Raw genomic sequence first — 26,624 nt, 5'->3', positions numbered from 1 at the left:
CCGAAGCGCTCCGGAAAGGTGCGCCCCTCGCTCAGATACCGAGCGTCGATCTCGACGGAGCCGGTCGTCGGCTGGGCGAAGCCGCACATCAGCATCAGGAGCACCGATTTGCCGGCGCCGTTCGGCCCGGTCACCGCCGTGGTCGTGCCCGGTTCCACATCGAGGTCGACACCGCGGAACAGCTCGGTGCCGCGGAATGACTTGGACACTCCGCGGAGTGCGACGATCGCCATGGATGGGTCTCCGTTCATCGTGTGGGTTTCAGGTGCGACGCCAGCGGATGATTGCGACGCCGATCAGGGCCAGGACGGCGAACGCGACCGCCAGCACCGCGGCCGTCGCCCACACACTGCGCCCGTCGATGACGGACCAGGCTCCGGACAGCGCCAACGGGTTCCAGAGCGTCGCGGGGAACAGCCAGATCAACGCGACGACCGCCGTGATGGCCCCGGCGAGCGCGACGGGCGTCGGGCTCAGCGTGACGACGGTGAGGAGGATGGCGCAGACGAGCATCGTGGTCGCGGCGCCGCTCGCCACGACCGCGAGCAACAGACCGCCGACCCGCACCGGCTCCTCCGGCGCATCCCCCAACAGCAGGACGAGCGCACCCGACACGAAGACGCCGAGGGCGACGATCCCGACGGGACGCGCTGAGCCGCGCAGCTCCGCCAGGTACTCGCGCGCGGCGGTTCCGTGCCTGATCCGCCGGGCCATCGCCAGCCCGTCTGCACGGGCGAGCACCTCGAAGGCCCGCGCGGCGGCCACGCCGACGACGAGGATCAAGGCGGTCAGTCGCTGAAGCACCGAGCCGCCCGGGCCGAAGAACGCCTCGACCACCGCGGCCTCGGAGCTCAGCCCGAGGAGCTCGGCGCGCAGGACCGCCAGCCCGGCCGCGCCGACCGCCGCGCTCCCGACCCACGTCGAAGCTCCGAGATCGGCGGAACGCCCCCCTCGCGTCCACCACTCGCGGCCGAGCACGACGGCGAGACTGCCGCACAGCAGCGCCGCGGCCCAGAGCGGTGCCCGCCAGCTCAGCGACGGCTCGTCGAGCATCGGCCCGATCGCGATCAGCGGCTCGAGGACCGTCCGCGCCGGCCAGCCGAACTGAAAGCTCGCCAGCACGAAGGCTCCGAAGCCGATGCCGGCCGGTATCGCCAAACGCGCCCCGAACGCTGCACCGACCGCCGCGACCGCCCCACAGATGACGAGCAGGCCCAGCGCGAGGACCGCCATCGAACCGGCCCAGGCGGCGAGCGGCACGAGGCCCGACGAGCGGTACGCGGCCGTCACGAACCCCTCGGGCGCCCGAGCGGCGAGTGGGAGTCCCCACGCCGCCATCGCAGCCCCGAGGTTCATCGCCAGCAGGGTCGGCGCGACGCGTGGCAGCCCGTCGCGCATCGCCCGCCACCACAGCGAACGCAGGGAGCCGAGCCGGATCCGAACCGCGCGGCGGTCGAGGAATCGCAGGTCGACGAGGCATCCGGCAATCCACGCGGGAAGCAGGACGAGCGTGTACAGCTGCCGGTCCTGGAGAATCTGCAGCGCGACGTCCCAGTACCCGAGCTCGGTCCCGTCGAAGGCCGCGCGCACGAAGGCGCCGTACAGCGCAGCACCCGTCCCCGCGGTGACCGCGACCGCGGCTGTCGTCGTTCGACTCACCTCAGGCTCACGAGATGGGACGCTCGGAGCGAGGTGGCCAGCCACGCGCCGCCCACGAAGAGGGCGATGATCCCGATCGGGGCGAGCGCCGCACCGATCGGCTGCTGCACGAGGCCGAATGGGTACACCGCGAACAGCGCGCCCCACTCCGGCCGGTCGAGCAGCCCGGCGGCAACCGAGTGCGCCAGGTACACCCCGAACGGCAGGAAGAAGCCGAGGAGCGGCGACGGCAGCACGAGGATGAGGACGTTCCCCATGGTGGCGAACACGGCGGAGGCCACCCCGACCCAGAGGCTGTAGCCGAGCACATACGAGAGTGCACCGCCGGCGAGGAGTTGCGACAGGCTCACCCGCTCGGCGGCATCCCGGGCGAGCTCGTCCGGCGTGATTCCGTACACCGACGGGTCGATCAGCTCGGGAACGATCGCCGGAGCGCCGAAGAACACCAGCCCGCCGACGACCGCCGTGCCGATGAAGACGGGAACGAACGCAGTCGCGGCCCCGCTCGTGAGGAACGCGTTCACCAGCGCTCGCGGCCCGACGCGTGTCCGCGCGGAGAACACGAAGCGCGACCTCACCGAGGCCAGAAGGGATCGGCTCCCCGAGAGCACGGCGATCATCGGCAGCAGCGGGGCCAGCGGCGACATCATCGCCTGCCCGAACAGGTCGAGCTCGTCGCGGAACACGGCGCCGTCGAGCTTCATCGCCCCGAACCCCAGTTGGGCGCCCACCAGCAGAATCGGCACCAGCACGATGCTCACCGGGGCCGCTCGCCGAAGCTCCCCCGCGACGATGCGACGCGCCTCGGACATCGACCGCCACCCGGCTCGAGGCGAGACGGCGCCGCCGAATCGCATCCCGCGGGGTCCCGACATCCCGCCTAGTTGCTCCGCCACCGACCGATGACCTGCACACTCACCACGTTCCAGGAGCCGATCTGCAGCACCGGCTGGGTGCCCGCGACGCCCGATCCGATCCGATTGGGCAGTTTGGCGGAGGTGCTGTCGTTCAGTCCGAGCACCTTGGTCCCGACGGAACAGTTCACGCCGTAGGCGATGCACAGCGTCGCGTCGACGGTGTACGAGGATCCGACGCTCGTGATGGAGATGTCCCCCGCGACATTCGAGCCGGACTTCGTCTGCGAGCCCACGCCCAGGTAGGGAGCTTGAAACTGCGGGACGACGACATTGAAGTCGGCGTAGGACGTCCCGGCCTCTGCGGCGACCGCGCCGCCCAGCACGAGCCCGACTCCCGCCACCACTGCGATGCCGCCGCGAAGACGATTCAATTTGCGCATCTTCTCCTCCGAACTCTCCAGGATCTGGATCGATCGACCCAGTTCCGGACGAAGCTACGAAGCTGCGGCGACGAGGTCAATGGAGCGTGTTCGGGCGGCTGACGGCGCTCGGGACACCGCCTCGGCGACGCGACTCCCCGCGCATCCGCAGCCGTCGGGGCAAGGACCCACGCACGCCATACGAACCGCTCCGCTCTGCGCCGCCGCACCAATGTGTCCAAAGACACACGGCTGAGATCAGGCCTGTGGAGCGTTCCGTTCAGCCCCGAGGCGGATGAGCGAGGCTGTTCTCCGCACCCCGGGGAACGAGAGGAGTCAGTGGCGCCGGTGATTCACGCCGTTATCGTCTCGCCGCGAGCGCTTCTCGTGCGCGGGCTCCGCGAACTCCTCACGAGCAGCCGCGTCGCGCTTGTCGTCGGCACGCTCCGCACCGTCGAGGAACTGCCCGCGCTGCTCCACGCCCAACATCCGCAATTGCTCGTCCTCGATCTCGACGTGGAGGGGCTCGACGAGCCGACGACGCTCCATCGCATCCTTCGAGCGAGGCCGGGCATCAGGATCCTGGGCGTCGATTGCGGTGGCGATCCGTCGATCGCGAAGCGCATCGCCCGCAGCCGGCTCGGCCTCGTCGTCTCCTCGAACGCCGGCGACGACGAGCTGCTCGACATGCTCGACGCGCTCGCTCCGGCGCAGCGTGCCCGCGCACGGACGCATCCGGTTCCAGGGGCGAAGGCGGCGACGTTGACGCCGCGCCAGTGCGAGGTGCTCACCGGCGTCGCAGACGGGCTGAGCAACCGGCAGATCGCCTCCGCCCTGGGGCTCTCCGAAGGTACGGTCAAACGGCACCTCTTCCGCGCCTTCCGGGTGGTCGAGGCGAGCTCGCGCATCGACGCGGTGAATCGCGCCCGCGCACTCGGGCTCATCGGGGAGCAGGAGACGTCGATCGTGGCGCGCCGTCGGCGCGGCGTGTCCCGCGGCGCGTGACACGCGAAGCTCCAACGCGAGCGCAAATGCGAGCGGGACGGCGCCGGCAACCTCGCGCACCAGTGACGCAGAAAACCCCCGATCTCACGAGAGATCGGGGGTTTTCGCTGGCGGTGACGGTGGGATTTGAACCCACGGTAGGGGGTTACCCTACACAACTTTTCGAGAGTTGCACCTTCGGCCGCTCGGACACGTCACCGGGATCGATAGTAGACGATCCCGCCCGGCTGGCCAAAACGGACGGACGGCGGATGGCTCAGCAGACGTTCAGCGGACACCCATAGTTTCATCGCATGCCCGCTCCGCACCGTCTCGCCGCCATCGCGCTCGTCGCGGGAGGCGTCGGCGCCGCCGCGGCCGCCGGCGCCCTCGGCTGGCGCGCCTTCGGCGAGCGCCGGCGCGAGCAGTCCGCGGTGCTGAACGAGACGCTCCCCGTGCACTCGAAGTGGTGGCGCGAGCTCGCGAAGACCCGCGGCGAGCTGCTCTACGTCGCGATCGGCGACAGCGCCGCCCAGGGCATCGGCGCGAGCCGTCCCGATCTCGGCTACGTCGGCCTGCTCGCCGACGAGCTCCGCAGCCGCAGCGGGCGCACGGTGCGGGTCGTGAACCTCAGCGTCTCCGGAGCGACCGTCGGGCTCGCGGTGCGCGACCAGCTCCCCCGCTTCGGCAAGCTGCGCCCCGACGTCGTCACCGTCGCGATCGGCGCGAACGACATCGCCGACTGGGATGCCGCGGCCTTCGCCGAGGGCATCCGCGCCGTGTTCGACGCGGTCCCCGAGCACGCCGTCGTGGCGGATCTGCCGTGCTTCTACTTCCCCGCGAACGAGCGCAAGGTCGCCGAGGCGAACGCGATCCTCCGCCGCGAGGCCGCGGCGCGGGGACTCGCCGTCGTGCCCCTGCACGAGGCGACGAGGCGGCAGGGCGTGCGCGGCATCCTGACCGGCTTCGCGAAGGACTGGTTCCACCCGAACGACCGCGGCTACCGGGTCTGGGCGGGTGCGTTCCGGCCCGCGGTGATCTCGCGCCTGGCCGAACTGCGGGGGCGTGTCGGGGGCCGCGGCTAGGCTCTGGGCATGGCCCGAACGAGCACCGCCTTCCGCTGCACCGAGTGCGGGTGGAGCACCGCCAAATGGGTCGGCCGCTGCGCCGAGTGCCAGCAGTGGGGCACCGTCGTCGAGGCCGCGGCGCCCACCGGCATCACCCGCACCGTCAAGGCTGCCGCCATCGCGCCGTCGCAGGCCGCGCGGCCCATCGCCCACATCGAGGTCGCGGCCACGAGCCACCGGCCCAGCGGCATCGGCGAGTTCGACCGGGTGCTCGGCGGCGGCATCGTCGCGGGCGCCGCCATCCTGCTCTCCGGTGAGCCCGGAGTCGGCAAGTCGACGCTCCTGCTCGAGGTCGCCGCCCGGGTCGCCGCGGGCGGCCGCCGCGTGCTCTACGTCAGCGCCGAGGAATCGGCCGCCCAGGTGCGGTTGCGCGCGGGCCGCACGGGCGCCCTGCACGACGAGCTCTACCTCGCCGCCGAGGCCGATCTCGCCACGGTGCTCGGGCAGATCGACGAGGTCTCCCCCGAACTGCTCATCGTCGACTCGGTGCAGACGGTCGCGAGCTCCCTCGTCGACGGCCTGCCGGGGCAGCCGAGCCAGGTGCGCGAGGTGGCCTCCACCCTCATTCGCGTCGCGAAGGAGCGCGATCTGCCGCTGCTGCTCGTCGGTCACGTCACGAAAGACGGCACGATCGCCGGGCCCCGCCTGCTCGAGCACCTCGTCGACGTCGTATGCCACTTCGAGGGCGACCGGCAGACCTCGTTGCGCTTCGTCCGGGCGCTCAAGAACCGCTTCGGCCCAACCGACGAGGTCGGCTGCTTCGAGATGACCGGCGACGGCATCGCCGAGGTGCCCGATCCGTCGGGCCTGTTCCTCAGCCGCGCCCGCACCTCGGTGAGCGGCACCTGCGTCACCGTGGCCCTCGAGGGCCGCCGGGCGCTGCCGGTCGAAGTGCAGGCGCTCGTCGTCGCGACGAAGGCGCCGCAGCCGCGTCGCGTGGTGAACGGCGTCGACCCCTCGCGGGTCGCCATGATCCTCGCCGTGCTCGAGCGGCGGGCTGGGCTCAAGTCGCTCGGCGAGCACGACGTCTACGTGTCCACCGTCGGCGGGGTGCGCCTCGTCGAGCCGGGCGCCGACCTCGCCATCGCCGTGGCCATCGCCTCGGCGATGCGCGACCGTGCCGTGCCGCACGAGCTCGCCGCCTTCGGCGAGATCAGTCTCGCCGGCGAGGTGCGCCCCGTCGCGGCGGCGACGCAGCGCGCCACCGAGGCGCGTCGGCTCGGCTACACGTCGATCCTCGACGTCGAGGCGGGCAGTGTGCGCGCCGCCGTCGAACGCGCGATGCTGGCCGCCAAGGGCGCCCGCGAGCGCGAGCTCGACGCCGCGTTCTGAGCGCTCCCCCGAATGCGAGGGCCCGGGGCTACGCCTCGAGCGCCCGCAGCAGCTCGCCCGGCGGCGCCTGCATCGGGTGCGGACCGGCGATGTCGAGGAACACCGTGGTGATCGTCGACTCGTAGCGCTTCAGGAAGCTGCGCAGCCAGCCCGGGCTCTGCAGCCCCACCGCGGGCGGCAGGTTCGCCGGCTTGTTCGCCGCATCGCTGAACAGCAGCAGCGCGACCTCGCCGGTCTTCGGGTCGCGGTAGGTCCACACTTCGCCGCCGTCGAGCGGGCGGTCGCGCGGGCCGGGCTTCACGAGCGGCACGACGGTGTTGCCGTGGCGCAGGGCGAGGGCGACCGCCGCCATGTCCTGCCGTTCGAGCGCCTCCGCGAGCGCCTGCGAACGGAACTCCAGGGGTTCCTTGGCCTTCTTCTTGCCCGTGCCTGCCATGCCTCCAGCGTAGCCGCGCGCGGACGCGTGACCGGCCGGGATGTCGGTCGCGGCCGATAGCGTGCAGCCATGCCCAAGCCCACCCGTGCGCCCCAGATCGACCCGCTCCGCCTCGACGACCTCCAGCCCGGCGATCCCGGCGAACTCGGGCCGCAGCGCACCGTCGAGGGGCTCCGCTTCGTCGACGCCGAGGTCGACGGCGGCGACTTCTCCGGCGCGACGTTCTCCGAGTGCGAGCTCGTCGGCTGGCACGCGCACGAGGCCTCCTTCCGCGCCGCCCGCTTCCTCGAGACACGCATCGAGCGGCTCAACGCCCCGGTCTTCTCCGCGGCGCGCGCGACGTTCCGCGACGTGCGCATCGAGGGCTCCCGCATCGGCTCCGCCGAGCTCTACGACGCCGAGCTGCACTCGCTCGTCGTCGAGCAGTCCAAGCTCGGCTGGGTCAACCTGCGGGCCGCCCAGCTGCGCGACGTCCGCTTCCAGGGCTGCAGCTTCGACGAGCTCGACCTCGGCGAGGCCACCCTCGCCCGGGTCGCCTTCGAGGACTGCACGGTCGGCGAGCTCGTCGTCACCCGCACGACCATGCAGGACGTCGATCTGCGCGGGCTCGACATCCGCGCCATCCGCAGCCTCGAGGGCCTCGCCGGCGCCACGATCGACTCGCAGCAGGCCGCCGGCCTCGCCGAGCACTTCGCCGCCCAGCTCGGCCTGCGCATCGAGGACCGCTGACTCTCCGGCGTTAGGCTCGTGCCATGTTCATGGGATTCGACGGCTGGCACGCGCTCATCGTCCTCGGCATGGTCCTCGTGCCCCTCGCCATCGTCGCGGTCATCGTGCTCGTCGTCGTGCGCGTCTCGCGCACCAGCGCACCCCCGGCATCACCGGTCGCCCCGACCGCGAGCCCCGCTGAGCGCCTGGCGCAGCTCGACCGGCTGCGTGACGAGGGCCGCATCAGCCCGACGGAGTACGAGCAGACCCGCGCGCGCATCCTCGGCGAGCTGTAGCGTCCGCCAGCTCAGTACAGCAGGAACTGCTTCGTCTCGGCCGACGCGATCCCGTCCACGGTGACCTCGAGGTGGTACGAGGCGCCGTCGGCCGGCACGGCCTCGCGCGCGCCCGTGCAGGTGTCGGTCGAGGAGCGGGTGCGGTCCCAGACGATCGGCACGGCCGAGCTGACCGGGGTTCCCGGCGTGAGCGAGACCTGCGCGTCGATCGCGTCGCTCTGGCAGTCGCTCGACCGCCAGTAGACCTCGTCGCCGCTGCTGATGGTGAACTCCTGCGCGGCGGTGCCGGCGTTCAAGACGCAGACGTTCTTGCCCGTGTTCGTGATCGACACGGACAGCTGCGGCTGCTCGCCCGCCTGGTACTGCCCCATGTCGGTGACCGCCTCGACGAGCACCTGCGAGGGGTCGCACGGGGCGCCGTCGGCGGCGGTCTCCTCGGTCGGGATGACCGTCTCCGGGGCCGTGCTGGCCGGGGCATCCGTCGTCTTCGCCGCCGGCGGGGCCGTCTTCTCGTCGCCCTGGCTGGAGCCCGGGCGCACGATGACGAGCACGATCGCGACGATCACCGCGACGACGCCGAGCAGCACCATCAGCCGGCGACGCCGGTACACCGCGGGCGAGAGCCGCCCGTTCGGTGCAGGGTTCGTCGACATGGCCACAGGGTACGTCCAGCGGCGCGGGGCGGGCGGAAGGCACGCGGCGCGCCGAGGCATCCCCCAGCTGGGCTCAGAGGTGCTTCAGCATGCGCGTGTTGCCGAGGGTGTTCTGCTTCACGCGGGCGAGGTCGAGGAACTCCGCGACGCCCTCGTCGTGCGAGCGCACGAGCTCGGCGTACACCTCGGGGTCGACGGTCTCCTCGCCCATGTCCTCGAAGCCGTTCCGGCCGAAGAAGCCGACCTCGAAAGTCAGGCAGAACAGCCGCGACAGGCCGAGCTCGCGGGCGTCGCGCTCGAGCGCGTCGAGCAGCGCGCGCCCGACGCCGCGGCCGAGCCACTCCTCGGCGACCGCGAGGGTGCGCACCTCGCCGAGGTCCTCCCAGATCACGTGCAGGGCGCCGGCGCCGATGACGCGGCCATCGGCGTCCTCGGCGATCCGGAACTCCTGGATCGCGCCGTACAGGTCGACCCGCTCCTTGCCGAGCAGGATTCGTCGGCTGACGAACGGCTCCACAACGTCGATGATCCTCGGCACATCGCTCGTGCGCGCCCGGCGCACCGTGAAGTCGGTCATCGCCCAATCGTAGGACCGCGCGGCTCGCCGACGGAAAACGGACCGAAACGGCGGATGCCCCGTGCTCGTCGAGCACGGGGCATCCGGAGTCGGCCGGCGGGGACTACTCGCCGGAGGCGGCCGCCAGGTCGGGCGTCGCCGAGCCGGTGCCGATCGCCGCGTTGGTGTTCACGCCGACGTTCGCGGGCAGGGCCCGCTGCGTCGTCACGAAGACGAACTCGCCGTCCTGGAAGTCGACCTTCACGTGGTCGCCCGGGTTGAGCTCGCCGTGCAGGATCTTCTCGGAGAGGCGGTCCTCCACCTCGCGCTGCACCGCACGGCGCAGCGGGCGGGCGCCGAGCGCCGGGTCGAAGCCGACCTCGATCAGGCGGTCCTTCGCCTCGGAGGTGAGCTCGATCGTCATGTCGCGGTCGAGCATGCGGTCGCCGAGCCGCTTGATGAAGAGGTCGACGATCTGCTTGAGCTCGGCCTTCGAGAGCTGCGGGAAGACGATGATGTCGTCGACGCGGTTCAGGAACTCCGGCTTGAAGTGCTTCTTCAGCTCCTCGTTGACCTTCGCGCGCATGAGGTCGTAGCCCGTGCGCGAGTCGCCCTCCATCTGGAAGCCGACGGGGCCGCCCGAGATGTCCTTCGTGCCGAGGTTCGTCGTCATGATGATGACGGTGTTCTTGAAGTCGACGACGCGACCCTGACCGTCGGTGAGACGACCCTCCTCGAGGATCTGCAGGAGCGAGTTGAAGATGTCGGGGTGCGCCTTCTCGATCTCGTCGAAGAGCACGACGGAGAACGGCTTGCGCCGCACCTTCTCGGTGAGCTGGCCGCCCTCCTCGAAGCCGACGAAGCCGGGAGGGGCGCCGAACAGGCGCGAGACCGTGTGCTTCTCGCCGTACTCCGACATGTCGAGCGAGATCATCGCCGCCTCGTCGTCGAAGAGGAACTCGGCGAGCGCCTTGGCGAGCTCGGTCTTGCCGACGCCCGTGGGGCCGGCGAAGATGAACGAGCCCGAGGGGCGCTTCGGGTCCTTGAGGCCGGCTCGGGTGCGGCGGATCGTGCGGCTGAGCGCGGCGATCGCGTCCTCCTGGCCGATGACGCGCTCGTGCAGCGCCTTCTCCATGAAGACGAGACGGCTCGACTCCTCCTCGGTGAGCTTGAACACCGGGATGCCGGTGGCCTGGGCGAGCACCTCGGCGATCAGGCCCTCGTCGACGACCGCGGTGGTCTTGACGTCGCCCGACTTCCACTGCTTCTCGAGGCGCAGCCGCTCGCCGAGGAGGTTCTTCTCCTCGTCGCGGAGCGAGGCCGCCTTCTCGAAGTCCTGCTCCTCGATCGCGGTCTCCTTCGCGGAGCGCACGGTCGCGATCTTCTCGTCGAACTCGCGGAGCTCGGGCGGGCTCGACAGGATCGAGAGGCGCAGGCGGGCGCCGGCCTCGTCGATCAGGTCGATCGCCTTGTCGGGCAGGAAGCGGTCGGAGATGTAGCGGTCGGCGAGGTTCGCCGCGGCGACGATCGCGCCGTCAGTGATGGACACCTTGTGGTGCGCCTCGTAGCGGTCGCGCAGGCCCTTCAGGATGTTGATGGCGTGCGGCAGGCTCGGCTCGTTCACCTGGATCGGCTGGAAGCGGCGCTCGAGGGCCGCGTCCTTCTCGAAGTGCTTGCGGTACTCGTCGAGCGTCGTCGCGCCGATGGTCTGCAGCTCGCCGCGGGCGAGCAGCGGCTTCAGGATCGAGGCCGCGTCGATGGCGCCCTCGGCCGCACCGGCGCCCACGAGCGTGTGGATCTCGTCGATGAAGACGATGATGTCGCCGCGGGTGCGGATCTCCTTCGTGACCTTCTTCAGGCGCTCCTCGAAGTCGCCGCGGTAGCGGCTGCCCGCGATGAGCGAGCCGAGGTCGAGCGAGTAGAGCTGCTTGTCCTTCAGCGTCTCGGGCACCTCGCCCTTGACGATCGCCTGCGCGAGGCCCTCGACGACGGCGGTCTTGCCGACGCCGGGCTCGCCGATGAGGACGGGGTTGTTCTTGGAGCGGCGGGAGAGGATCTGCATGACCCGCTCGATCTCCTTCTCGCGCCCGATCACCGGATCGAGCTTGCCCTCGCGGGCGGCCTGCGTGAGGTTGCGGCCGAACTGGTCGAGGATCTGCGAGCCGCCCTGGGCCTGCTGCTGCTCGTTCGCACCGACCTGCACCTGCTCCTTGCCCTGGTAGCCGGAGAGGAGCTGGATGACCTGCTGGCGCACGCGGTTGAGGTCGGCGCCCAGCTTCACGAGCACCTGGGCGGCGACGCCCTCGCCCTCGCGGATGAGGCCGAGCAGGATGTGCTCGGTGCCGATGTAGTTGTGGCCGAGCTGCAGCGCCTCGCGCAGCGAGAGCTCGAGCACCTTCTTCGCACGCGGCGTGAAGGGGATGTGCCCGGTGGGCTGCTGCTGGCCCTGGCCGATGATGTCCTGCACCTGCTCGCGCACGGCGTCGAGCGAGATGCCGAGCGACTCGAGCGCCTTCGCGGCGACGCCCTCGCCCTCGTGGATGAGGCCGAGCAGGATGTGCTCGGTGCCGATGTAGTTGTGGTTCAGCATCTTGGCCTCTTCTTGGGCCAGGACGACGACACGGCGGGCGCGGTCGGTGAATCTCTCGAACATCATCAACTCCTCGTCGACGCCGGCTGTGTGGGCATCGATACAACGAGCGTAAACAAGGCGGATGGCTCGCGGGGCGCTGTTCGCCGTGGGCGCACCGGACTTGACGAACGACGACGGGCCGCCGGCGCACGCAGCGCCGACGGCCCGTCGGGTGGCCCGGATCCCTACTTGATGGGGAGGACGAACTTCTCGTCGCCGAGGAGCACCGTGAGCTTCTCGGTCGTGGTGACGTTCATCGGGGTCCAGAAGACGGTGGTGTGCGGCACGTAGTCCATGGTGCAGGGCGTGGTCGCGTCGGGCTCGGGCACGACGATCTCGACCGTGTTGCCCTCGCCGGCCGGCTTCAGCACCTTGATGTCGGTACCGACGACCGGGCAGGTCGAGGAGCCGAAGGTGGTGACGGCGAGCTTGCCGCCGAGCTCGAGCCACTGCGCCTGCAGCGCGCTCTCGTCGCCGCCGGTCTCGTGGCCGGACTCGCCGTGCTCGGCCTCGGGCAGGCCCGGGAAGTTCTCGACCGGGCTCGTGCCCGGCGCGCACGCCGACAGGAGGAAGACCGATGCCAGCGCAGCAGCGGCCAGCGACGCACGACGGATGCCCGTGGAAGAAACCATAGGCCGATTCTATCGGCTAACCAGAACCGGGTTGAAGCGGCCCACTGGGGGCTCGCCGGACCGCTCATCCGGCGGGCATAGGATGCCTCGCATGAGCAACCTCGAGCGCGACCCGGTCGAACTGCGATGCCACGCTGAGGGCGCCGGGGCCGCGATCGAGGTGCTCCGCCCGCGCGACGTCCCGCTCGGCGGCCCGCGCGCCATGCCGGTGCGGCGCACCCTGCCGCAGCGGGGCCGCACGACGATCGGCGCGTGGTGCTTCGCCGACCACTACGGGCCCGACGACGTGGCCGAGACCGGCGGCATGGTCGTGCCGCCGCACCCGCACACGGGACTGCAGACGGTGAGCTGGCTGTTCCAGGGCGAGATCGAGCACCGCGACTCGACCGGCAGCCACGCGCTCGTGCGGCCGGGCGCGGTGAACCTGATGACCGCGGGCCACGGCATCTCGCACTCCGAGGTGTCCACGCCGGCGACCACGACCCTGCACGGGGTGCAGCTCTGGGTCGCCCTGCCCGACGGCTCGCGCGACGTGGCGCCCTTCTTCGAGCACGCCGAGGTGGGCGAGGCGAGCGTCGACGACGCCGTCGTGCGCGTCTTCGTCGGCACCCTGCCCGGGCTCGACGACGAGGCCGCCGTCACGGTGTTCACCCCGCTCGTCGCCGCGCAGATCGACCTCCCGGCCGGCGGCGAGGCCTGGATCGAGCTCGACGCCGGCTTCGAGCACGGCATCCTCGTCGACCGCGGTCCCGTGCACCTCGCGATCGCCGCGACCGAGGACGAGGACCTCGAGGCGATGGTCGGCGGCGACCCGCTCGCCGTCGCCGGGCACACGGCCACGCTCGAGCGCGCCGAGCTCGGCTACCTGCCGCCCCGGCACGAGGGTGTGCGGCTCCGGGCCGGGGCCGAGCCGGTGCGCGTCGTGATGCTCGGCGGCACGCCCTTCGGCGAGGAGCTCGTGATGTGGTGGAACTTCATCGGCCGCAGCCACGAGGAGGTCGCCGAGTTCCGCCGGCAGTGGCAGGCCGAGGTGATCGGCCGGGACAACCCCGACGGGCGCTTCGGCACGGTCGCCGGCTACCCGGGCGACGCCCTGCCGGCCCCCGAGCTGCCGACCGTCCGGCTCAAGCCGCGGAGCTGACGGCGCGGCGCCGGGGCTGAACGGCGCGGGAACGACGAAGGCCGCCGCCGACCGGGATGCCCCGGCCGGCGACGGCCTCGTTCGGGGGCGCGCGTCGCGCCCCCGAGGGTCACTCCGCGGTGCCCGCCCCGCGGCGACGCAGCCGCTGGATCACGAGCGCCGCGGCTCCGAGGAGGAGCACGCCGGCGGCGATGCCGATCGGCAGCGCGACGGAGGCGCCGGTGTCGGCGAGGTCGCCGGCGGTCGACGAGCCCGTGCCGGAGCCGTTCTGGCCGCCGCCGCTCTCACCGCCGTTCTCGCCGCCGTTCTCGCCGCCCGGGCCCTCGGTCTCGGGCGCGACGATCGCGAGATCGTCCCAGCCGATGAGGGTGCCGTCCGCGGCGATCACCGCGAGACGGTGGGCGCCGAGCGGCGCGCTCGTCGGGATCGTCGCCCCGTAGCCGTCGCCGTCGACGGTGGCCTCGCCGAGCGGCATCGGCTCGGAGAACAGCACCGTCTGCACGACCGCGCCGTCGAGGGCGGCGCCGACGGTCACCCGGATCGTCTCGCCCGGCTCGGCCTCGGCCGGGACGCGCACGGGACCGCGCGCCTCCTCGACGAGGTCCTCCGCCGTGACCGGCGCGACGACCGCCGCCCCGTCGCCGCCGACCCAGAACAGGCTGCGGGCGATGTCGGGGTAGGACCCGACGGGGTGGGTGCGGAAGTTCACCGAGGTGCCGAACAGCACGACGCGCGATCCGCTCGGGCCCGTCGCCGTGACGACGGAGGCCTGGTTCGCGGCATCCGCCGCTCCGCGGCCCGCGGTCGCCCGCCAGTGCCCGGCGACGAAGGTCGACTCGCCCGCGTACGTCTGCTCGACGCTCGCGTTCTCGCCGAGCCCCGTGTACCAGACGGCGGGGTAGACAAAGGCGGTGTCCTGCGGATGCGTCGCGAGCAGGCCGCCCTCGGCGTTCGCCACACGGACGATGCCGTTGGAGCCGTTCGTGCCGCTCGTGGCGGTCACCGTGACAAGCCCGAACTGGTTCGCGAAGTTCGCGATCGCGGTGCCCTTGCCCGCGACGCCCTTGCCGGCCGCGAGGAACTCCGCGACCCGGTCGGCTCCGCCCGCGTTGCCGCCCGTGAAGGCGAGGTTGCCGCCCACCCAGAGCACGTCGGCCTGCGACAGATCCGCCTCGCCGGAGGCGATGGTCGCCGCCGTCACGAGCCGGATGTCGGTGAACCCGAGGCGCTGGAGGGTGACCCGGTCGTCCTGGTTGCCCGAGTAGGCGACCGTCAGCCGGTCGAGCCCGCGGCTCGCCTCGGTGCGCAGGCGCATCCCGTCGGACGCGGTGAACGCGACGCCGTACGCGTCGGCGACCACCTGGGCCGCGGCCCGGTCGCTGCCGCGGACGATGACGTCGCCGTTCTCGAAGGCCGAGACCGCGACGCCCGCGTCGAGCAGGGCGTTGACCGCCTGGTACTCGGCGGCGCCCGCGGTGGCGAGCTCGAGGTACGCGCCCTCGGGCACGGCGCCGGTCGGCGCGGCCGCATCGACCGGCTCGACGGCCACCGGCAGCGCGGCGTCGTTCGTCGAGCCGACGGTCAGCACGTCCGCGCCCCACAGCAGGGCGAGGCTCCACGCGGAGATGTCGTACATGTCCGAGGTGCGCTCGGAGATGTCCGATCCGTCCGCGAGGAGCACGTTCGCCATGCCGCGCAGCGGTTGGTGCATGTCCACGACGTAGCTGCCTGCGGCGACCTCAGTGCCCTCCACCGTGAAGGCGGCGGTGGCGCGGGAGACGTCGACGCCGTTCGCGATGAGCTGGTCGACGAGGCGCGCGGCGTCGGTGTCGGAGCGCTGGCCGGCGCCCATCGGGATCACGTAGGCGCGAGGCAGCTCGGCCGTGAACTGGTCGGCCTCGCTCCAGATCTCGGCCCACTGGTCCGGGCCGGGGATGGTGGTCGGGTCGGCGCCGACCGGGATGGTCCGGAGCGGCTCGCCCGCGTCGCCGCGGCGGAAGATCTCGATCTGGTTCTCGAGCAGCGCGGTCGAGTTGCCGGCGGCGTAGTCGACGGCGGTCTCGATCACGACCTTCGCGACCTCGACGTTCACGCGGGTGTTCGCCTGGTTCGTCTCGGTGTTGTTGGTGCGGCCGAGCGGCAGCTCGACGGTGTTCGTGATCGCGCCCTGGTAGGCGATGAACTGCGGCGTGAAGATCGGGGGCCAGTCGTCCCAGCCCTCGCGCACGTCGCGGTAGGGGATCTTGATCTTCCCGGTGTTCTCGAGCGTCGGGCGGCCGTCGGCGCCGAGGTAGGTGTTCCCCTCGATGTTCGCGGCGACCACGGCCTGCTCGATCTCGAGCGCGGCCTCGTACGCGTGCGGCAGGAAGAGGTCGTACTCGTAGTTCTCACCGTGCGGCGGTCCGCAGGGCTCGATCTGGAGCACGCTCGTGTAGCCGTGCAGGTCGACGTAGAAGGTCGGCTGGATGACGCCGACGAGGTCGCGGATGATGCGCGCCTCCGGGGTGGCGCCGGTGATCATGTCGCGGTTGGCGTCGAAGCCGTCCGCGTTCGCACGCTGACCGAGCGCCCGCCCGTCGGGGTTGTTCGTCACGGTGAAGTAGATGCGGTAGCGGTCGAGCAGCCCCCCGAGCTCCTCGATCGGCGCGGTGGCGAGCTTCTCGATGTAGGGCAGGACGCCGTCGGTGCCCTCCCACTCGTTGCCGTGGATGTTCGCGTTGAACCAGATCGGCACCTTGTAGCCGGCCATCAGCTCGGCGTCGGCGGCGGCCGCCTCGGCATCGTGCTTGATCTCGTCGCGCCAGGCGGCCTGCTGCGCCGTCTGCTCGGCGGTCTCGGGCGCGGTGATGGTCACGAGGTGGATGTCGCGGCCCTGCACCGACTGCCCGACGACCTGCACCGAGATGCGATCGCTCTGCGCCTGGAGCGCATTCAGCTTGGGTGCGATCGCGTGGTACGGCACGGCGCCGCGGGCGATCGAGGCGTCGCTCGGCAGCTCGGCGACGAGCGGGAGCTCGACCTGGGAGGGGTACGACGCCGGGGGCGCCACGAGCGAGGAGATCGGCGTGGTGATGGGCAGTGCGCTCGGACTCGGCGGCGTCGGTGCCGCCTGCGCAGGGAGGGACCCGGAGAACAGGGTGGTCGCGACGAGCGCGGCCACCCCGACCCCGGAGGCAAGCTGATGGAACGACATTGTTCTCCAGTTCGTCTTCGGCGGAGGTCACAGAGAGCTGCCGCATCCGGGTCGACGGATGCCGGCGGCGCCACGTCTTGGGGATGATCAAGAAACGGACGCGCTTCGAGTCTGGCACGCAGCGACCATGCGATTGGAGGCGCGTATCGCAATATTCGTGCGCGTTTCTCGCTCGAAGTGTGCGAAGTTGCGCGAATCCGGCCGTCGCGACGAACTACTGCAGCGCCGAGGTGAGCCGTGCGAGGTTGTCGAGCACGGTCGAGCGCAGCGGCTGCTTCATCCACTCGTCGAGGGTGAGCTCGCGGCTGTCGCGACGGTAGCCGTCCTCGATCTGCCGCATCTCGCGCACGAAGGACGAGCCGCGCACGAGCAGGGACACCTCGGCGTTGAGCTCGAAGGAGCGGATGTCCATGTTCGAGGAACCGATGACGGCGACCTCGTCGTCGACGGTGAAATGCTTGGCGTGCAGGATGTACGGCGCCTTGTACATGTAGATGCGCACGCCCGCCCGCAGCAGCGCCTCGTAGTAGGAGCGCTGCGCGTGGTAGACGAGGGCCTGATCGCCGATCTCGGAGACGAAGAGCTCGACGTGCACGCCGCGCTGGGTGGCGCCGCTGATCGCGCGGAGCATGGCCTCGTCGGGCACGAAGTACGGCGAGGTGATGATGAGCTTCTCGCGGGCGGCGTAGAGCAGCGCGAGGAAGAGCTTGAGGTTGTTCTCGTTCGGGAAGCCCGGGCCGGAGGGCACGACCTGGCAGTCGAGCGCCTGCGCCTCGCCCGGCTGCGAGAACGCCCCGTCGAACTCGTCGCGCTGCGGCGGCTCATCGGTCTCGAGGTACCAGTCGGTCGCGAAGATCGCGTCGAGGCCGGAGACGATCGGACCCTCGAGGCGCGCGACGAGCTCCTTCCACTTGAGCCCGCGGCGCTGGTTGCTCTTCTTGTTGTAGCTGCGGTCGATGACGTTCTGCGAGCCGAGGAAGCCGACCTCGCCGTCGACGACGAGGATCTTGCGGTGGTTCCGGAGGTCGGGTCGCTGGTACTTCCAGCGCCACGGCTGCACGGGGAGCATGAGCTGCCACCGCACGCCCAGCTCGTCGAGCTTGCGGAGGGTCTGCCGGTAGCCGGCGACCCGGGCGGAGGCGATGTGGTCGAGCAGCACCCGCACCTCGACGCCGCGGGCGACGGCCGCGCCGAGGGCGTCGAAGAAGGCGGCCGTGGTGCGGTCGTAGGCGAAGATGTAGAACTCGACGTGCACGTAGCGCTTCGCGTCGTGGACGGCGTCGGTCATGGCCGCGAGCGAACCCTCGTAGTCGCCGATGAGGTGGGCGCTGTTGGAGCCGATCAGCGGCATCGCGCCGAGGTTGCGATTGAGCCGCACGACGCCCGCGAACCAGTCGGGCCAGCCGGACGGGTCGCTCGCGCGCTCGACGCCGTGGGTGGACTCGCGGATGAAGCGGTCGACCTCGGCCTGCCGCTTGCGGCGCCCGCGCGGCAGCTTGGGGTTGCCGATGAGCAGGAAGAAGAGCACCCCGAGGATCGGGATGAAGAAGATGGCGAGGAGCCAGGCCATGCCGGCGGTGGGCCGGCGGTTGCGGGGGACGACGATGACGGCGACGACGCGCACGACGAGATCGATCAGGATGACGATGCCGGCGGCGATCAGCGCCACCTGCTCCCCCGTGATCACGGACGCCTAGCCGGCGTGGCGCTCGCGCGCCCGCTTCGCGCGCTCTTCGGCTTCGATGCGGGCGTAGGCCTTGCGCTCGTTGCGATCGGCGCGCATGAGCGCCCGCATCACGAACCAGAAGATGAGTCCGATGAGCACGGTCGGCGCCAGCGACCAGATCGCATTCGCCCAGAAGTCGTCCATAGCCCCATCAGGATATACGGATCGGCCGGGAAATCCCGCCTCAGCCGGGGAATCCGCCTCGCCGATTCACTCGACGACGCGCTCGCCGGCCCGGACCGGCACCGACCAGCGGTTGCCCGGCACCGGCAGCACGCAGACGTAGTGGTCGGAGAACGCGCACGGCGGCAGGTAGGCGCGGTTGAAGTCGACGACCGCGTGCTCGCCCTCCGGGACCGGGAAGCGGAGGAAGCGGAAGGGATGGCTCTCCGCGCCGCTCGTCGCGTCGGAGAAGGCCGCGAAGTACCAGCCGTCGTCCTCCTGCACGGCGAGGGCGACCGCCTCGCCGTCGAGCTGCAGCTCGACGATCGCGTCGAACTCGCCCGTCGCCCGGTGCCCGTCGACCGAGGTCGTCGGCTGCTCGCTCGTGCGGCGCCGGACCACGCCGGGCACGCGGGCCGCGGGGTCGAGCGGGAACCGCGCGATGCGGGACACGCCGCGCCGCGCTGCGGCGCCGGCGTCGAGCACCCGGAGCGCGAGCGAGCCGTCGCGCTCGAAGCCGCGGAGGAGCACGCCCGCGAGCTCGGTCTCCTCGCCGGGGGCGAGCCGGAGCTCGCCGTCGAGACCGTCGATCGCCTCGCCGACGACGACGCCGTCGCGCGCGCACCACCGGCCGGGGAGCCCCTCGAGCTCGAGCGGCTCGCTCCAGAGCCAGTGCGTGGCCGAGAGGCTCGCGATGCCCCGCTCGCCCCAGACGCGCTCCTCGCGCTCCCGCACCCAGTCCTCGTGCGCCGCCCGCAGATCCATGCCACCTCGCTGTGTCTCGTCGTGTGCCGAACTCATCGTGCCAGCTCATCGTGGCAGCTCGTCGGCGACGCCCGGTGACGCCCGCCTACATATTGTTACGCCATCGAAACATGAACATCTATAGCCTGCCCCTATGGACGATGATGGCTTCGTCGAAATCGACGCGCTGACCCGTGCGCTCGACGTGCACTCGCTGCGAATCCTGGTCGCGATCGACCGCACCGGGTCCATCAGCGCGGCCGCCCGCTCGCTCGGCTACAGCCAGCCGACCATCACCCAGCACGTGCAGCGGCTCGAGACGCGGCTCGGCACCGCGCTCGTCGCCCGCACCGCCCGTTCGGCGGCGCTCACCCCGATCGGCGCCCTGCTCGCGACCCACGCCCCGCGCATCGACGCGAGCCTCACCGCCGCGGCCACCGAGCTCGCCCGGGCCCTCGGCCACCGGGTCGGCACCGTGCGCATCGCCGCCCCCGCCGAGGCCGTCGCCACGACCATCGCGCCCGCGCTCGCCCGCATCGCGGCTGAGCTCCCCGGCGTCGAGGCCAGCCTCATCGAAGCCGGCACCGAAGCGGCGGTCGAGCTCGTCCGCTCCGGCCGGGCCGACATCGCCGTCATCACGAGCGACTCCGGCGAGCGCGGCGCGCGACTCCGCCGGGCGGGCCTCCGGCCGACGTTCCTCTACGCCGAGGAGCTCATCGCCGCGGTGCCCGCCGCGGAGGCCGGCGCCCTCGACGCGCGCGTCGAGGCATCCGCCCTCACCGGGCTGCCCTGGATCTTCGGAGACGGCACCCGCTCGGCGCTCGTCGCCGAGCTCCTCGGTCGCGACGAGGCACCGGGCGACCTCCGCGTCTCCCGCCCGGACGCCGCCCTCGCCCTCGCGGCCGGCGGCCTCGGCGTCGCGTTCCTGCCCGAGCGGGCCTTCGTGACCGCGCCCCCGCCCGGCGTGCGCGCCCTCGGGCTGCACCCCGCGTGCTCCACCCGCACCGTCGCCCTGACGCTCGCCGAGGCGAGCGCCATCCCCGCCGTCGCGGCGAGCCTCCGCATGCTCGCCGCACGCCGTCCGAGCGGACTCGAGGTCGAGGCACTCGCCGACGCCCGCCGCCGCTCGCACGGGCACCGCGCGCGCTTCGCGCAACCCATCGCCCTCGCTCCGCTCCCCCGACCTCTCGAGGAGGAATCCCCCATGTCCGTTTCCCCGCGTTCCCGCGCCGCGCGCGCGGGCGCCGCAGCGGCCGGCGTGCTGCTGCTGGCCGCCTGCGCGACCGGCGCCCCCGACCCCGGCACCGGCGCCGACACGGGCGAGGAGATCGACCACATCACGGTCGCCCTGCCCGGCTCGCTGTCGAACCTCTACGTCGGCCAGGAGGCCGGCATCCTGAACTACTACATCGCCTCGATCGCGCAGGAGGGCCTCGTCTCGGTCGACGCGCAGGGCCGCGTGCAGCCCGGGCTCGCCGAGTCCTGGGAGCAGACCGACGACGTGACCTACGTCTACGAGCTGCGCGACGACGCCGAGTTCCAGGACGGCACGCCGGTCACCGCCGACGACGTCGTGTACAGCCTCGAGCAGGCGCGCGACGAGACCGTCTCTCCCGGCCTCGCCTACTACCTCGCCGGGGTCGACACGATCGAGAAGACCGACGAGCAGGAGGTGACGATCACCCTCACCGCGCCCGACGCCGCCTTCGCCGCGAACATGAGCTCGGGCGGCGCCGCGTTCATCAGCTCGCAGGCGTTCTGGGAGCAGCACGCGGGCAAGGTCGGCACCGCGGACTCGCTGCTGCTCGGCACCGGCCCGTACCAGGTCACCGAGTTCGTGCCCGACTCGCACGTGCAGCTCGAGCGCGTCGACACCTGGTGGGGCGAACTGCCGAAGGTGAAGTCGATCACGGTCGAGTTCATCCCCGACGAGTCGACGCGCCTCCTCGCCGCGCAGTCCGGCGACGTCGACGTCGCGTTCAACGTGCCGCTCGCGCAGGCGAGCCAGTGGGAGAAGCTCGACACCATGCGGGTCGAGTACGTGAACGACCTCTCCTACGTCGGGCTGTACTTCAACACCTCGCTGCCGCCCTTCGACGACCCCAAGGTGCGCGAGGCCTTCGCGCACGCCGTCGACCGCGACGCCGTCGTCGACAAGCTCCTCCGCGGGCACGGCGAGGCCGCGACCGCGATCATGACGCCCGAGTCGCTCGGCAAGGCGTACGACGCCGACGAGGCGCGCAAGGTGCTCGCCGAGATCCCGCAGTACGACTTCGACCTCGACGCGGCCAAGGCCGCCCTCGCCGAGTCCGGCCACCCCGACGGCTTCGAGGCGGAGCTGCTCACCCCCTCGACCGGCCCGCAGCTCGGCACCGCCGCGCAGTCGCTCGCCGAGAACCTCGCCTCCATCGGCGTCACCCTGAACGTCCGCGAGGTGCCGATCGAGGAGTGGCTCGCGAGCCTCGACGCCTCGTCGAGCTACGGCGTCGGCCTGATGTGGTACTTCTCCACGCTCGGCGACCCCGCCGAGGTGCCGAGCTACCTGCTCGGACCGGGCAACCCCTCGGCGTACAGCAACCCCGAGATCGACGAACTGCTGGCCCAGGCTGGCGCCGAGTCCGACCCGGTCGCCCGCGCGGAGCTGCTCGTGCAGGTCGAGACGCTGCAGGCCGAGGACGTCGTGAACGTCCCGCTCTGGTGGGGCCAGTCGGCGACCGCCTTCGCGAAGGACCTCGGCTTCGACGACTACAGCTCCTTCGCGTTCATCTCGTCCTGGCCGACCCGGCTCTACCGCGCCGAGCTGTGACCGAGACCCTCCCCACGGCGCGCGCATCGCGACTCCGGCCCATCGGCCGGATGCTCGCGGTGCGCGTGCTCGGCACCGTCGCGATCCTGTTCGTGCTCTCGATCGTCGTCTTCTCGATGCTGCACCTCGCCCCCGGCGACCTCGTGAAGACCCTCCTCGGCACCCGCCCGGCCTCGCCCGAGGCGGTCGCCGCGATCCGCGAGCAGTACCACCTCGACGACCCGCTGCCGGTGCAGTACCTGCGCTGGCTCGGCGGCGTGCTGACGGGCGACTTCGGCCAGTCCATCCGGCTGCAGACCTCCGTCGCCGACGCGATCGGCTCGCGGCTCGGCCTGACGCTCGCGCTCTGCGGCCTCGCCTTCGTCGCGGCGATCGGCACCGGCATCCCGCTCGGCGTGCAGAGCGCCGTCCGCGCCGGCGGCGTGCTCGACCGCATCGGCACCGCGCTCGGCGTCATCGGCCTGAGCGCCCCGACCTTCGCGGTCGGCCTGCTGCTGCTCTACGTGTTCGCCTACTACCTGCCGATCTTCCCCGTGTACGGCGGCGGCCGTGGCCCCCTCGACACGCTGTACCACCTGATCCTGCCCGCGATCACGCTCGCCGCGGGCCTCGGCGCCATCGTGCTGAAGCTGACCCGCACGGCGATGCTCCGCGAGCTCGACGCCGACTACGTGACGAGCGCCAGGGCGCGCGGCATCCCCGAGGGGCGCGTGCGCCGGCTCGCGCTCCGGAACGCGGCGATCCCCATCGTCACGGGCGCGAGCCTGCTGCTCACCTTCCTCGTCGGCGGTACCGTGCTCGCCGAGACGACGTACGCGCTGCCGGGCCTCGGCACCCTCCTGCAGGACTCGGTGCTGTTCAAGGACCTCGCCGTGGTGCAGGCGCTCACCCTGCTCGTCGCGCTCGTCATCGCCGTGATCGCGCTCCTCGCCGACCTCGCCTACCTGCTGCTCGATCCGCGCGTCCGCGCGAAGGGAGGCACCGCATGAGCGCCTCGCTCGGCGCCGTCGGCGTCGGCTTCCGCCGTCGCCGCGGCGTGCCCGTGACCGTCGTCGTCTGCCTCGTCGTGCTCGCCGCCGCGTTCCTCGCGGTCGTGCTGGGGCCGGTGCTCTACCCGGAGGCCACGAAGCAGGACATTCTCTCGAGCCTGATGCCGGCCGGCAGCCCGGGCCACCCGCTCGGCACCGACGAGCTCGGCCGGGACATCCTCGCCCTCACCGTCGCGGGCGCGGCGTCGGCCCTCGTCGGGCCCGTCTGCGTCGCGGTCGGCTCGATGCTGTTCGGCATCCTGCTCGGCACCCTCGCCGGCTACGAGCGCGGCCCGCTCGACTTCGTGATCAGCCGCTGGACCGATCTGCTCCTCGCCCTGCCCGTGCTGCTCGCCGCGATCGTCGTGTCGGGCGTCTTCGGCGGCGGCTACTGGACGACGGTGGCCCTGCTCGTGCTGCTCTTCTCGCCGTCGGACATCCGCATCGTGCGGGCCGGCGTGCTCGAGCAGAGCGCGCGCCCCTACATCGAGGCCGCGCAGATGCTCTCGCTGTCGCGCTGGCGGGTGATGTTCCGGCACATCCTGCCGAACGTCTCCTCGCTCGTGATCACGAACGCGATGCTGAACGTCGCATTCGCGCTCGTCGCGTTCTCCTCGCTGTCGTTCCTCGGCGTGGGCGTGCCGCCCGGCACGGCGGACTGGGGCCGCCAGCTCACCGACAGCCGGTCGATCATGTTCGACAACCCGGCCGCGGTGATCGTGCCCGCCGTGCTCATCATCGCGGTCGCCTGCGCCGTGAACCTCGTCGGCGACTGGCTCGGCCAGCGCCTCACCCGGAGCGGAGGCCTGGCATGACGGGCATCGACGTCGCCATCGACGGCATCGAGGGCCCCGCGGGCCGCATGGTCGAGCCGCTCTCCTTCGCCATCGCGCCGGCCGCCTCGCTCGCCCTCATCGGCGAGTCCGGCTCGGGCAAGACGCTGACGGCGAAGAGCCTCGTCGGGCTGCTGCCGCCGGGCTTCCGCGCCGCGGGGACGCTCGGCATCGACGGCCGCGAGCACCGGCTCGAGCAGACGGATGCCTCGTGGCGGGCCGTGCGCGGGCGCGAGGTCTCGCTCCTCCTGCAGGACCCGTTCACGAGCCTGTCCCCCGTGCACCGCTGCGGGCCGCAGATCGCGTGGACGCTCGAGGCGAAGGCGGGTCGGCGGCTCCCGGCCCGCGCGCTCGACGCCGAGGTCGCCCGCCGGCTCGACGAGGTGAACCTGCCCGCCCGGGTCGCCCGCGCGCACCCGCACGAGCTCTCGGGCGGCATGCGCCAGCGGGTCGCGATCGCGGCGGCCCTCGCGAGCGACCCGCGGCTCCTCATCGCCGACGAGCCCACGACCGCGCTCGACGCCTCGAACCAGGCCGAGATCCTCGACCTGCTGCGCGAGCTGCAGCACGAGCGGGGCATGGCGATGCTGCTCATCTCGCACGATCTCGGCCTCGTCCGCGGCCGCACCGACGAGGTGCTCGTCATGCGGCACGGCGAGGTCGTCGAGCGGGGCGCCACCGCCCGGGTGCTCTCGGCGCCCGAGCATCAGTACACGAAGGCGCTCATCGCCGCCGACCCCGCGCTCGCGCTCGACGCGGCCGTGCCCGCCGAGGCATCCGGCCTCGCCGAGGCATCCGGGCCCGCCGAGGCATCCGCCGTCGACGCGGCGCCGCTCGTGCGCGCCGCAGGCGTCGTGAAGCGCTTCGGCGAGCGCACGGTGCTCGACGGCGTCGACCTCGACGTCGCGGCCGGGGAGATCGTCGGCATCGTGGGCGAGTCCGGCTCCGGCAAGTCGACGCTCGCCCGCTGCATCGCGGGCCTCGAGCGGGAGGACGGCGGCACGATCGCCTTCGACGGCGCGATGCTCGCCCCGGGCCGCCGCTCGCGGACGCCCGGGCAGATGCAGATCGTGTTCCAGGACCCGTATTCCTCGCTGAACCCGATGATGACGATCGGGCAGATCCTGCGGGAGGCGCTCGCCGTGGGCGGCCGCGCCGCCGCGGAGGTACCCGGGCTGCTGGAGACGGTCGGCCTGCCCGCGGATGCCGCGGCGAAGCGCCCCGCGCAGCTCTCCGGCGGGCAGCGGCAGCGCGTCGCCATCGCGCGGGCCCTCGCGCCCCGGCCGCGGCTGCTCATCTGCGACGAGTCCGTCTCCGCGCTCGACGTGCAGGTGCAGGCGCAGATCCTCGAGCTGCTCGGCCGGCTCCGCGAGGAGCTCGGCGTCGCCATCCTGTTCATCTCGCACGACCTCGCGGTGGTGCGGCGGATCGCCGACACCGTCACGGTCGTCTGGCAGGGCCGCGTCGTCGAGCGCGGCCCCTGCGCCCGGGTGCTCGACGCGCCGGTCGAGGAGTACACGAAGCTCCTCGTCGCCGCCGCGCACCGCGACCGCCCGCCCCGTCACGACCACACGCACAGTCACGACCACAGCACCGACGGAAGGACCATCCCGGCATGACCACCACCCTCTCCCCCCGGCTCGACGACGAGCTGCGCACGGCGCTCGGGCCCGCCCGCGCGGCCCGCTGGGAGCTGCCCCGCGAGGCGTACGCACCGCGGCTCGACCTCGCCCGCGACGCCGACGGCGCCGCGGTCGCCGCCGTGCTCAGCTCGCGCCGGGGCGCGACCGCGGCGGTGAAGATCGTCGACGTGTGGTGGCGGAGCGAGGCGGATGCCCCCGCCGCGGCCGGGCTCGTCGACGAGCTCGTCGACCGTGCGAGCGCGAACGGCGACGCCGCCGTGAAGTGGGAGGTGCCCCTCGGCCAGGAACTGCCGGACTTCGCCCGCGAGCGCGGCTTTGCCGAGCTGCACGCCCCGCACCCTTCCGCGGCCGGCACCCTCGGCAGCCGCGGCTACGTGCGCTGGCTGCGGGAGCTCCCGCACGCCGAGGCGCCGTACTACGCGCAGACGACGATGTACACGTGCGGTGCGGTCACCGGACTGCTCGCGGCGGAGCTCGCCGGTGCCGGCGGCTTCGCCGCCGACGCGGCCCCCGAACCCTCCGTCGCCGACCGCGACCTCGAGCTCGCCTTCTGGCGGCGGGCGAGCAACTACCCCGCGATCGAGCCGCTCGGGCTCGGCGTCGTCATGCGCGACACCCTGCCGCCGGAGCGTCGCGTCGAGGTGCATCTCGACCACGACGGTCCGGTGCTGATCGAGGCGTACTCCGGCTTCGAGCGCGACTTCCGCGCCGAGCTGCAGTCGGAGTCGCAGCGGCAGGCGGACGCGGTCGGCGTGCCCGTCGTGCGCGAGCGCGTCGCCGTCGCGGAGATCGCCCGGCGGGTCGCCGGCGGTGAGCTCGCGCTCCTCCTCATCGACGAGGCGCCGATGCACGGCGAGACCGGCCCGCACTGGGTGCTCGCGCACGCCGCCGACGAGGAGGTCGTCGTGATCGAGGACCCGTGGATCAGCTCCGAGCTCGGCGAGAGCTGGGTCGACACCCACGAGCTGCCGATCGCGCACGCCGACCTCGACCGCATGGTCGCCTGGGGCGAGGCCGGCTACCGCGGCGTCGTCTTCGTCGACCGGGGCTGATCTGC

23 protein-coding genes, 1 tRNA gene and 1 pseudogene are annotated in these 26,624 nt (G+C 72.2%); 11 read left to right on the top strand and 14 right to left on the bottom strand.

The window, feature by feature from the left end:
- Window positions 1-86: 86 nt before the first annotated feature.
- The 4 genes and pseudogenes from QSJ60_RS19085 to QSJ60_RS06220 all read right to left on the bottom strand — a co-directional run.
- Window positions 87-233, bottom strand: a pseudogene (locus QSJ60_RS19085) (ATP-binding cassette domain-containing protein); the annotation flags it as partial.
- Window positions 234-261: 28 nt separating this feature from the next.
- Complete coding sequence (locus QSJ60_RS06230) at window positions 262-1,659, bottom strand: hypothetical protein (protein ID WP_285463038.1); 1,398 nt, start codon at window positions 1,657-1,659, stop codon at window positions 262-264.
- Window positions 1,656-2,405, bottom strand: a complete 750-nt coding sequence (locus QSJ60_RS06225) for a hypothetical protein (protein ID WP_285463037.1) — start codon at window positions 2,403-2,405, stop codon at window positions 1,656-1,658. Before QSJ60_RS06225 ends, QSJ60_RS06230 begins: the two co-directional genes overlap by 4 nt.
- Before the next feature lie 134 nt (window positions 2,406-2,539).
- Window positions 2,540-2,956, bottom strand: coding sequence for a hypothetical protein (locus QSJ60_RS06220; protein WP_285463036.1), 417 nt, complete (start codon window positions 2,954-2,956; stop codon window positions 2,540-2,542).
- Window positions 2,957-3,283: 327 nt separating this feature from the next.
- Here QSJ60_RS06220 and QSJ60_RS06215 point away from each other — a divergent pair, with 327 nt between their 5' ends.
- Window positions 3,284-3,940 carry a response regulator transcription factor gene (locus tag QSJ60_RS06215; RefSeq protein ID WP_285463035.1) on the top strand — a complete coding sequence of 219 codons (657 nt, stop codon included), beginning with the start codon at window positions 3,284-3,286 and terminating at the stop codon, window positions 3,938-3,940.
- A gap of 108 nt (window positions 3,941-4,048) precedes the next feature.
- On the opposite strand, the gene QSJ60_RS06210 is transcribed toward QSJ60_RS06215, so the two are convergent.
- Window positions 4,049-4,139: transfer RNA gene (locus QSJ60_RS06210), tRNA-Ser, on the bottom strand.
- A gap of 94 nt (window positions 4,140-4,233) precedes the next feature.
- On the opposite strand from QSJ60_RS06210, the gene QSJ60_RS06205 reads away from it, so the two are divergent.
- Window positions 4,234-5,004 (top strand): SGNH/GDSL hydrolase family protein, encoded by a 771-nt coding sequence (locus QSJ60_RS06205; RefSeq protein ID WP_285463034.1) that lies wholly within the window; start codon window positions 4,234-4,236, stop codon window positions 5,002-5,004.
- Between the two features lie 9 nt (window positions 5,005-5,013).
- A complete protein-coding gene (gene radA, locus QSJ60_RS06200) occupies window positions 5,014-6,378 on the top strand; it encodes a DNA repair protein RadA (RefSeq protein ID WP_271202664.1) in 1,365 nt (454 codons plus the stop codon).
- Window positions 6,379-6,406: 28 nt separating this feature from the next.
- Here the strand turns inward: radA and QSJ60_RS06195 are convergent, their stop codons facing one another.
- The gene (locus QSJ60_RS06195) at window positions 6,407-6,814 is read right to left on the bottom strand and encodes a dehydrogenase (protein WP_285463033.1); all 408 of its coding nucleotides are present in this window, start codon (window positions 6,812-6,814) and stop codon (window positions 6,407-6,409) included.
- A gap of 69 nt (window positions 6,815-6,883) precedes the next feature.
- On the opposite strand from QSJ60_RS06195, the gene QSJ60_RS06190 reads away from it, so the two are divergent.
- Window positions 6,884-7,543, top strand: a complete 660-nt coding sequence (locus tag QSJ60_RS06190; protein ID WP_285463032.1) for a pentapeptide repeat-containing protein — start codon at window positions 6,884-6,886, stop codon at window positions 7,541-7,543.
- Window positions 7,544-7,566: 23 nt separating this feature from the next.
- Complete coding sequence (locus tag QSJ60_RS06185; RefSeq protein WP_285463031.1) at window positions 7,567-7,818, top strand: SHOCT domain-containing protein; 252 nt, start codon at window positions 7,567-7,569, stop codon at window positions 7,816-7,818.
- A gap of 11 nt (window positions 7,819-7,829) precedes the next feature.
- Here the strand turns inward: QSJ60_RS06185 and QSJ60_RS06180 are convergent, their stop codons facing one another.
- The 4 genes from QSJ60_RS06180 to QSJ60_RS06165 form a co-directional block, all read right to left on the bottom strand.
- On the bottom strand, window positions 7,830-8,471 hold the full coding sequence (locus QSJ60_RS06180) for a hypothetical protein (protein ID WP_285463030.1): 642 nt from the start codon (window positions 8,469-8,471) through the stop codon (window positions 7,830-7,832).
- Window positions 8,472-8,544: 73 nt separating this feature from the next.
- Entirely contained in the window at window positions 8,545-9,048 is a 504-nt protein-coding gene (locus tag QSJ60_RS06175) for an amino-acid N-acetyltransferase (protein WP_285463029.1), read from the bottom strand.
- Between the two features lie 103 nt (window positions 9,049-9,151).
- Window positions 9,152-11,680: an ATP-dependent Clp protease ATP-binding subunit gene (locus tag QSJ60_RS06170; protein WP_285463028.1), complete on the bottom strand. Its 2,529-nt coding sequence runs from the start codon at window positions 11,678-11,680 to the stop codon at window positions 9,152-9,154.
- A gap of 164 nt (window positions 11,681-11,844) precedes the next feature.
- Window positions 11,845-12,291, bottom strand: a complete 447-nt coding sequence (locus QSJ60_RS06165) for a hypothetical protein (protein ID WP_189083615.1) — start codon at window positions 12,289-12,291, stop codon at window positions 11,845-11,847.
- Window positions 12,292-12,382: 91 nt separating this feature from the next.
- Between QSJ60_RS06165 and QSJ60_RS06160 the strand changes: the two genes are divergently transcribed.
- On the top strand, window positions 12,383-13,432 hold the full coding sequence (locus QSJ60_RS06160; protein ID WP_285463027.1) for a pirin family protein: 1,050 nt from the start codon (window positions 12,383-12,385) through the stop codon (window positions 13,430-13,432).
- 109 nt (window positions 13,433-13,541) lie between these two features.
- On the opposite strand, the gene QSJ60_RS06155 is transcribed toward QSJ60_RS06160, so the two are convergent.
- The 4 genes from QSJ60_RS06155 to QSJ60_RS06140 form a co-directional block, all read right to left on the bottom strand.
- A complete protein-coding gene (locus tag QSJ60_RS06155; RefSeq protein ID WP_285463026.1) occupies window positions 13,542-16,625 on the bottom strand; it encodes a M14 family zinc carboxypeptidase in 3,084 nt (1,027 codons plus the stop codon).
- A 214-nt stretch (window positions 16,626-16,839) separates the two neighbouring features.
- A complete protein-coding gene (cls, locus tag QSJ60_RS06150; protein ID WP_285465269.1) occupies window positions 16,840-18,309 on the bottom strand; it encodes a cardiolipin synthase in 1,470 nt (489 codons plus the stop codon).
- Window positions 18,310-18,318: 9 nt separating this feature from the next.
- Window positions 18,319-18,495, bottom strand: a complete 177-nt coding sequence (locus tag QSJ60_RS06145) for a hypothetical protein (protein WP_189083612.1) — start codon at window positions 18,493-18,495, stop codon at window positions 18,319-18,321.
- Window positions 18,496-18,561: 66 nt separating this feature from the next.
- Complete coding sequence (locus tag QSJ60_RS06140; protein WP_285463025.1) at window positions 18,562-19,278, bottom strand: DUF1684 domain-containing protein; 717 nt, start codon at window positions 19,276-19,278, stop codon at window positions 18,562-18,564.
- A 133-nt stretch (window positions 19,279-19,411) separates the two neighbouring features.
- Here QSJ60_RS06140 and QSJ60_RS06135 point away from each other — a divergent pair, with 133 nt between their 5' ends.
- The 5 genes from QSJ60_RS06135 to QSJ60_RS06115 are packed head-to-tail and all read left to right on the top strand — an operon-like array spanning window position 19,412 to window position 26,619.
- Window positions 19,412-22,063, top strand: a complete 2,652-nt coding sequence (locus tag QSJ60_RS06135) for an ABC transporter substrate-binding protein (RefSeq protein ID WP_285463024.1) — start codon at window positions 19,412-19,414, stop codon at window positions 22,061-22,063.
- Window positions 22,060-23,052: an ABC transporter permease gene (locus tag QSJ60_RS06130; protein WP_285463023.1), complete on the top strand. Its 993-nt coding sequence runs from the start codon at window positions 22,060-22,062 to the stop codon at window positions 23,050-23,052. Before QSJ60_RS06135 ends, QSJ60_RS06130 begins: the two co-directional genes overlap by 4 nt.
- Window positions 23,049-23,906 (top strand): ABC transporter permease, encoded by an 858-nt coding sequence (locus tag QSJ60_RS06125; protein WP_285463021.1) that lies wholly within the window; start codon window positions 23,049-23,051, stop codon window positions 23,904-23,906. Before QSJ60_RS06130 ends, QSJ60_RS06125 begins: the two co-directional genes overlap by 4 nt.
- Window positions 23,903-25,543 carry an ATP-binding cassette domain-containing protein gene (locus QSJ60_RS06120; protein WP_285463020.1) on the top strand — a complete coding sequence of 547 codons (1,641 nt, stop codon included), beginning with the start codon at window positions 23,903-23,905 and terminating at the stop codon, window positions 25,541-25,543. Before QSJ60_RS06125 ends, QSJ60_RS06120 begins: the two co-directional genes overlap by 4 nt.
- Window positions 25,540-26,619, top strand: a complete 1,080-nt coding sequence (locus tag QSJ60_RS06115) for a peptidase C39 family protein (protein ID WP_285463019.1) — start codon at window positions 25,540-25,542, stop codon at window positions 26,617-26,619. The genes QSJ60_RS06120 and QSJ60_RS06115 overlap by 4 nt, the downstream gene beginning before the upstream one ends.
- Window positions 26,620-26,624: the final 5 nt, after the last annotated feature.

The sequence above is a fragment of the Agromyces sp. NBRC 114283 genome, from assembly GCF_030268405.1.
Lineage (GTDB): Bacteria > Actinomycetota > Actinomycetes > Actinomycetales > Microbacteriaceae > Agromyces > Agromyces mediolanus.
Note: the sequence above shows the minus strand (reverse complement) of the source record. Positions and strands in the feature narration are given on the sequence as shown.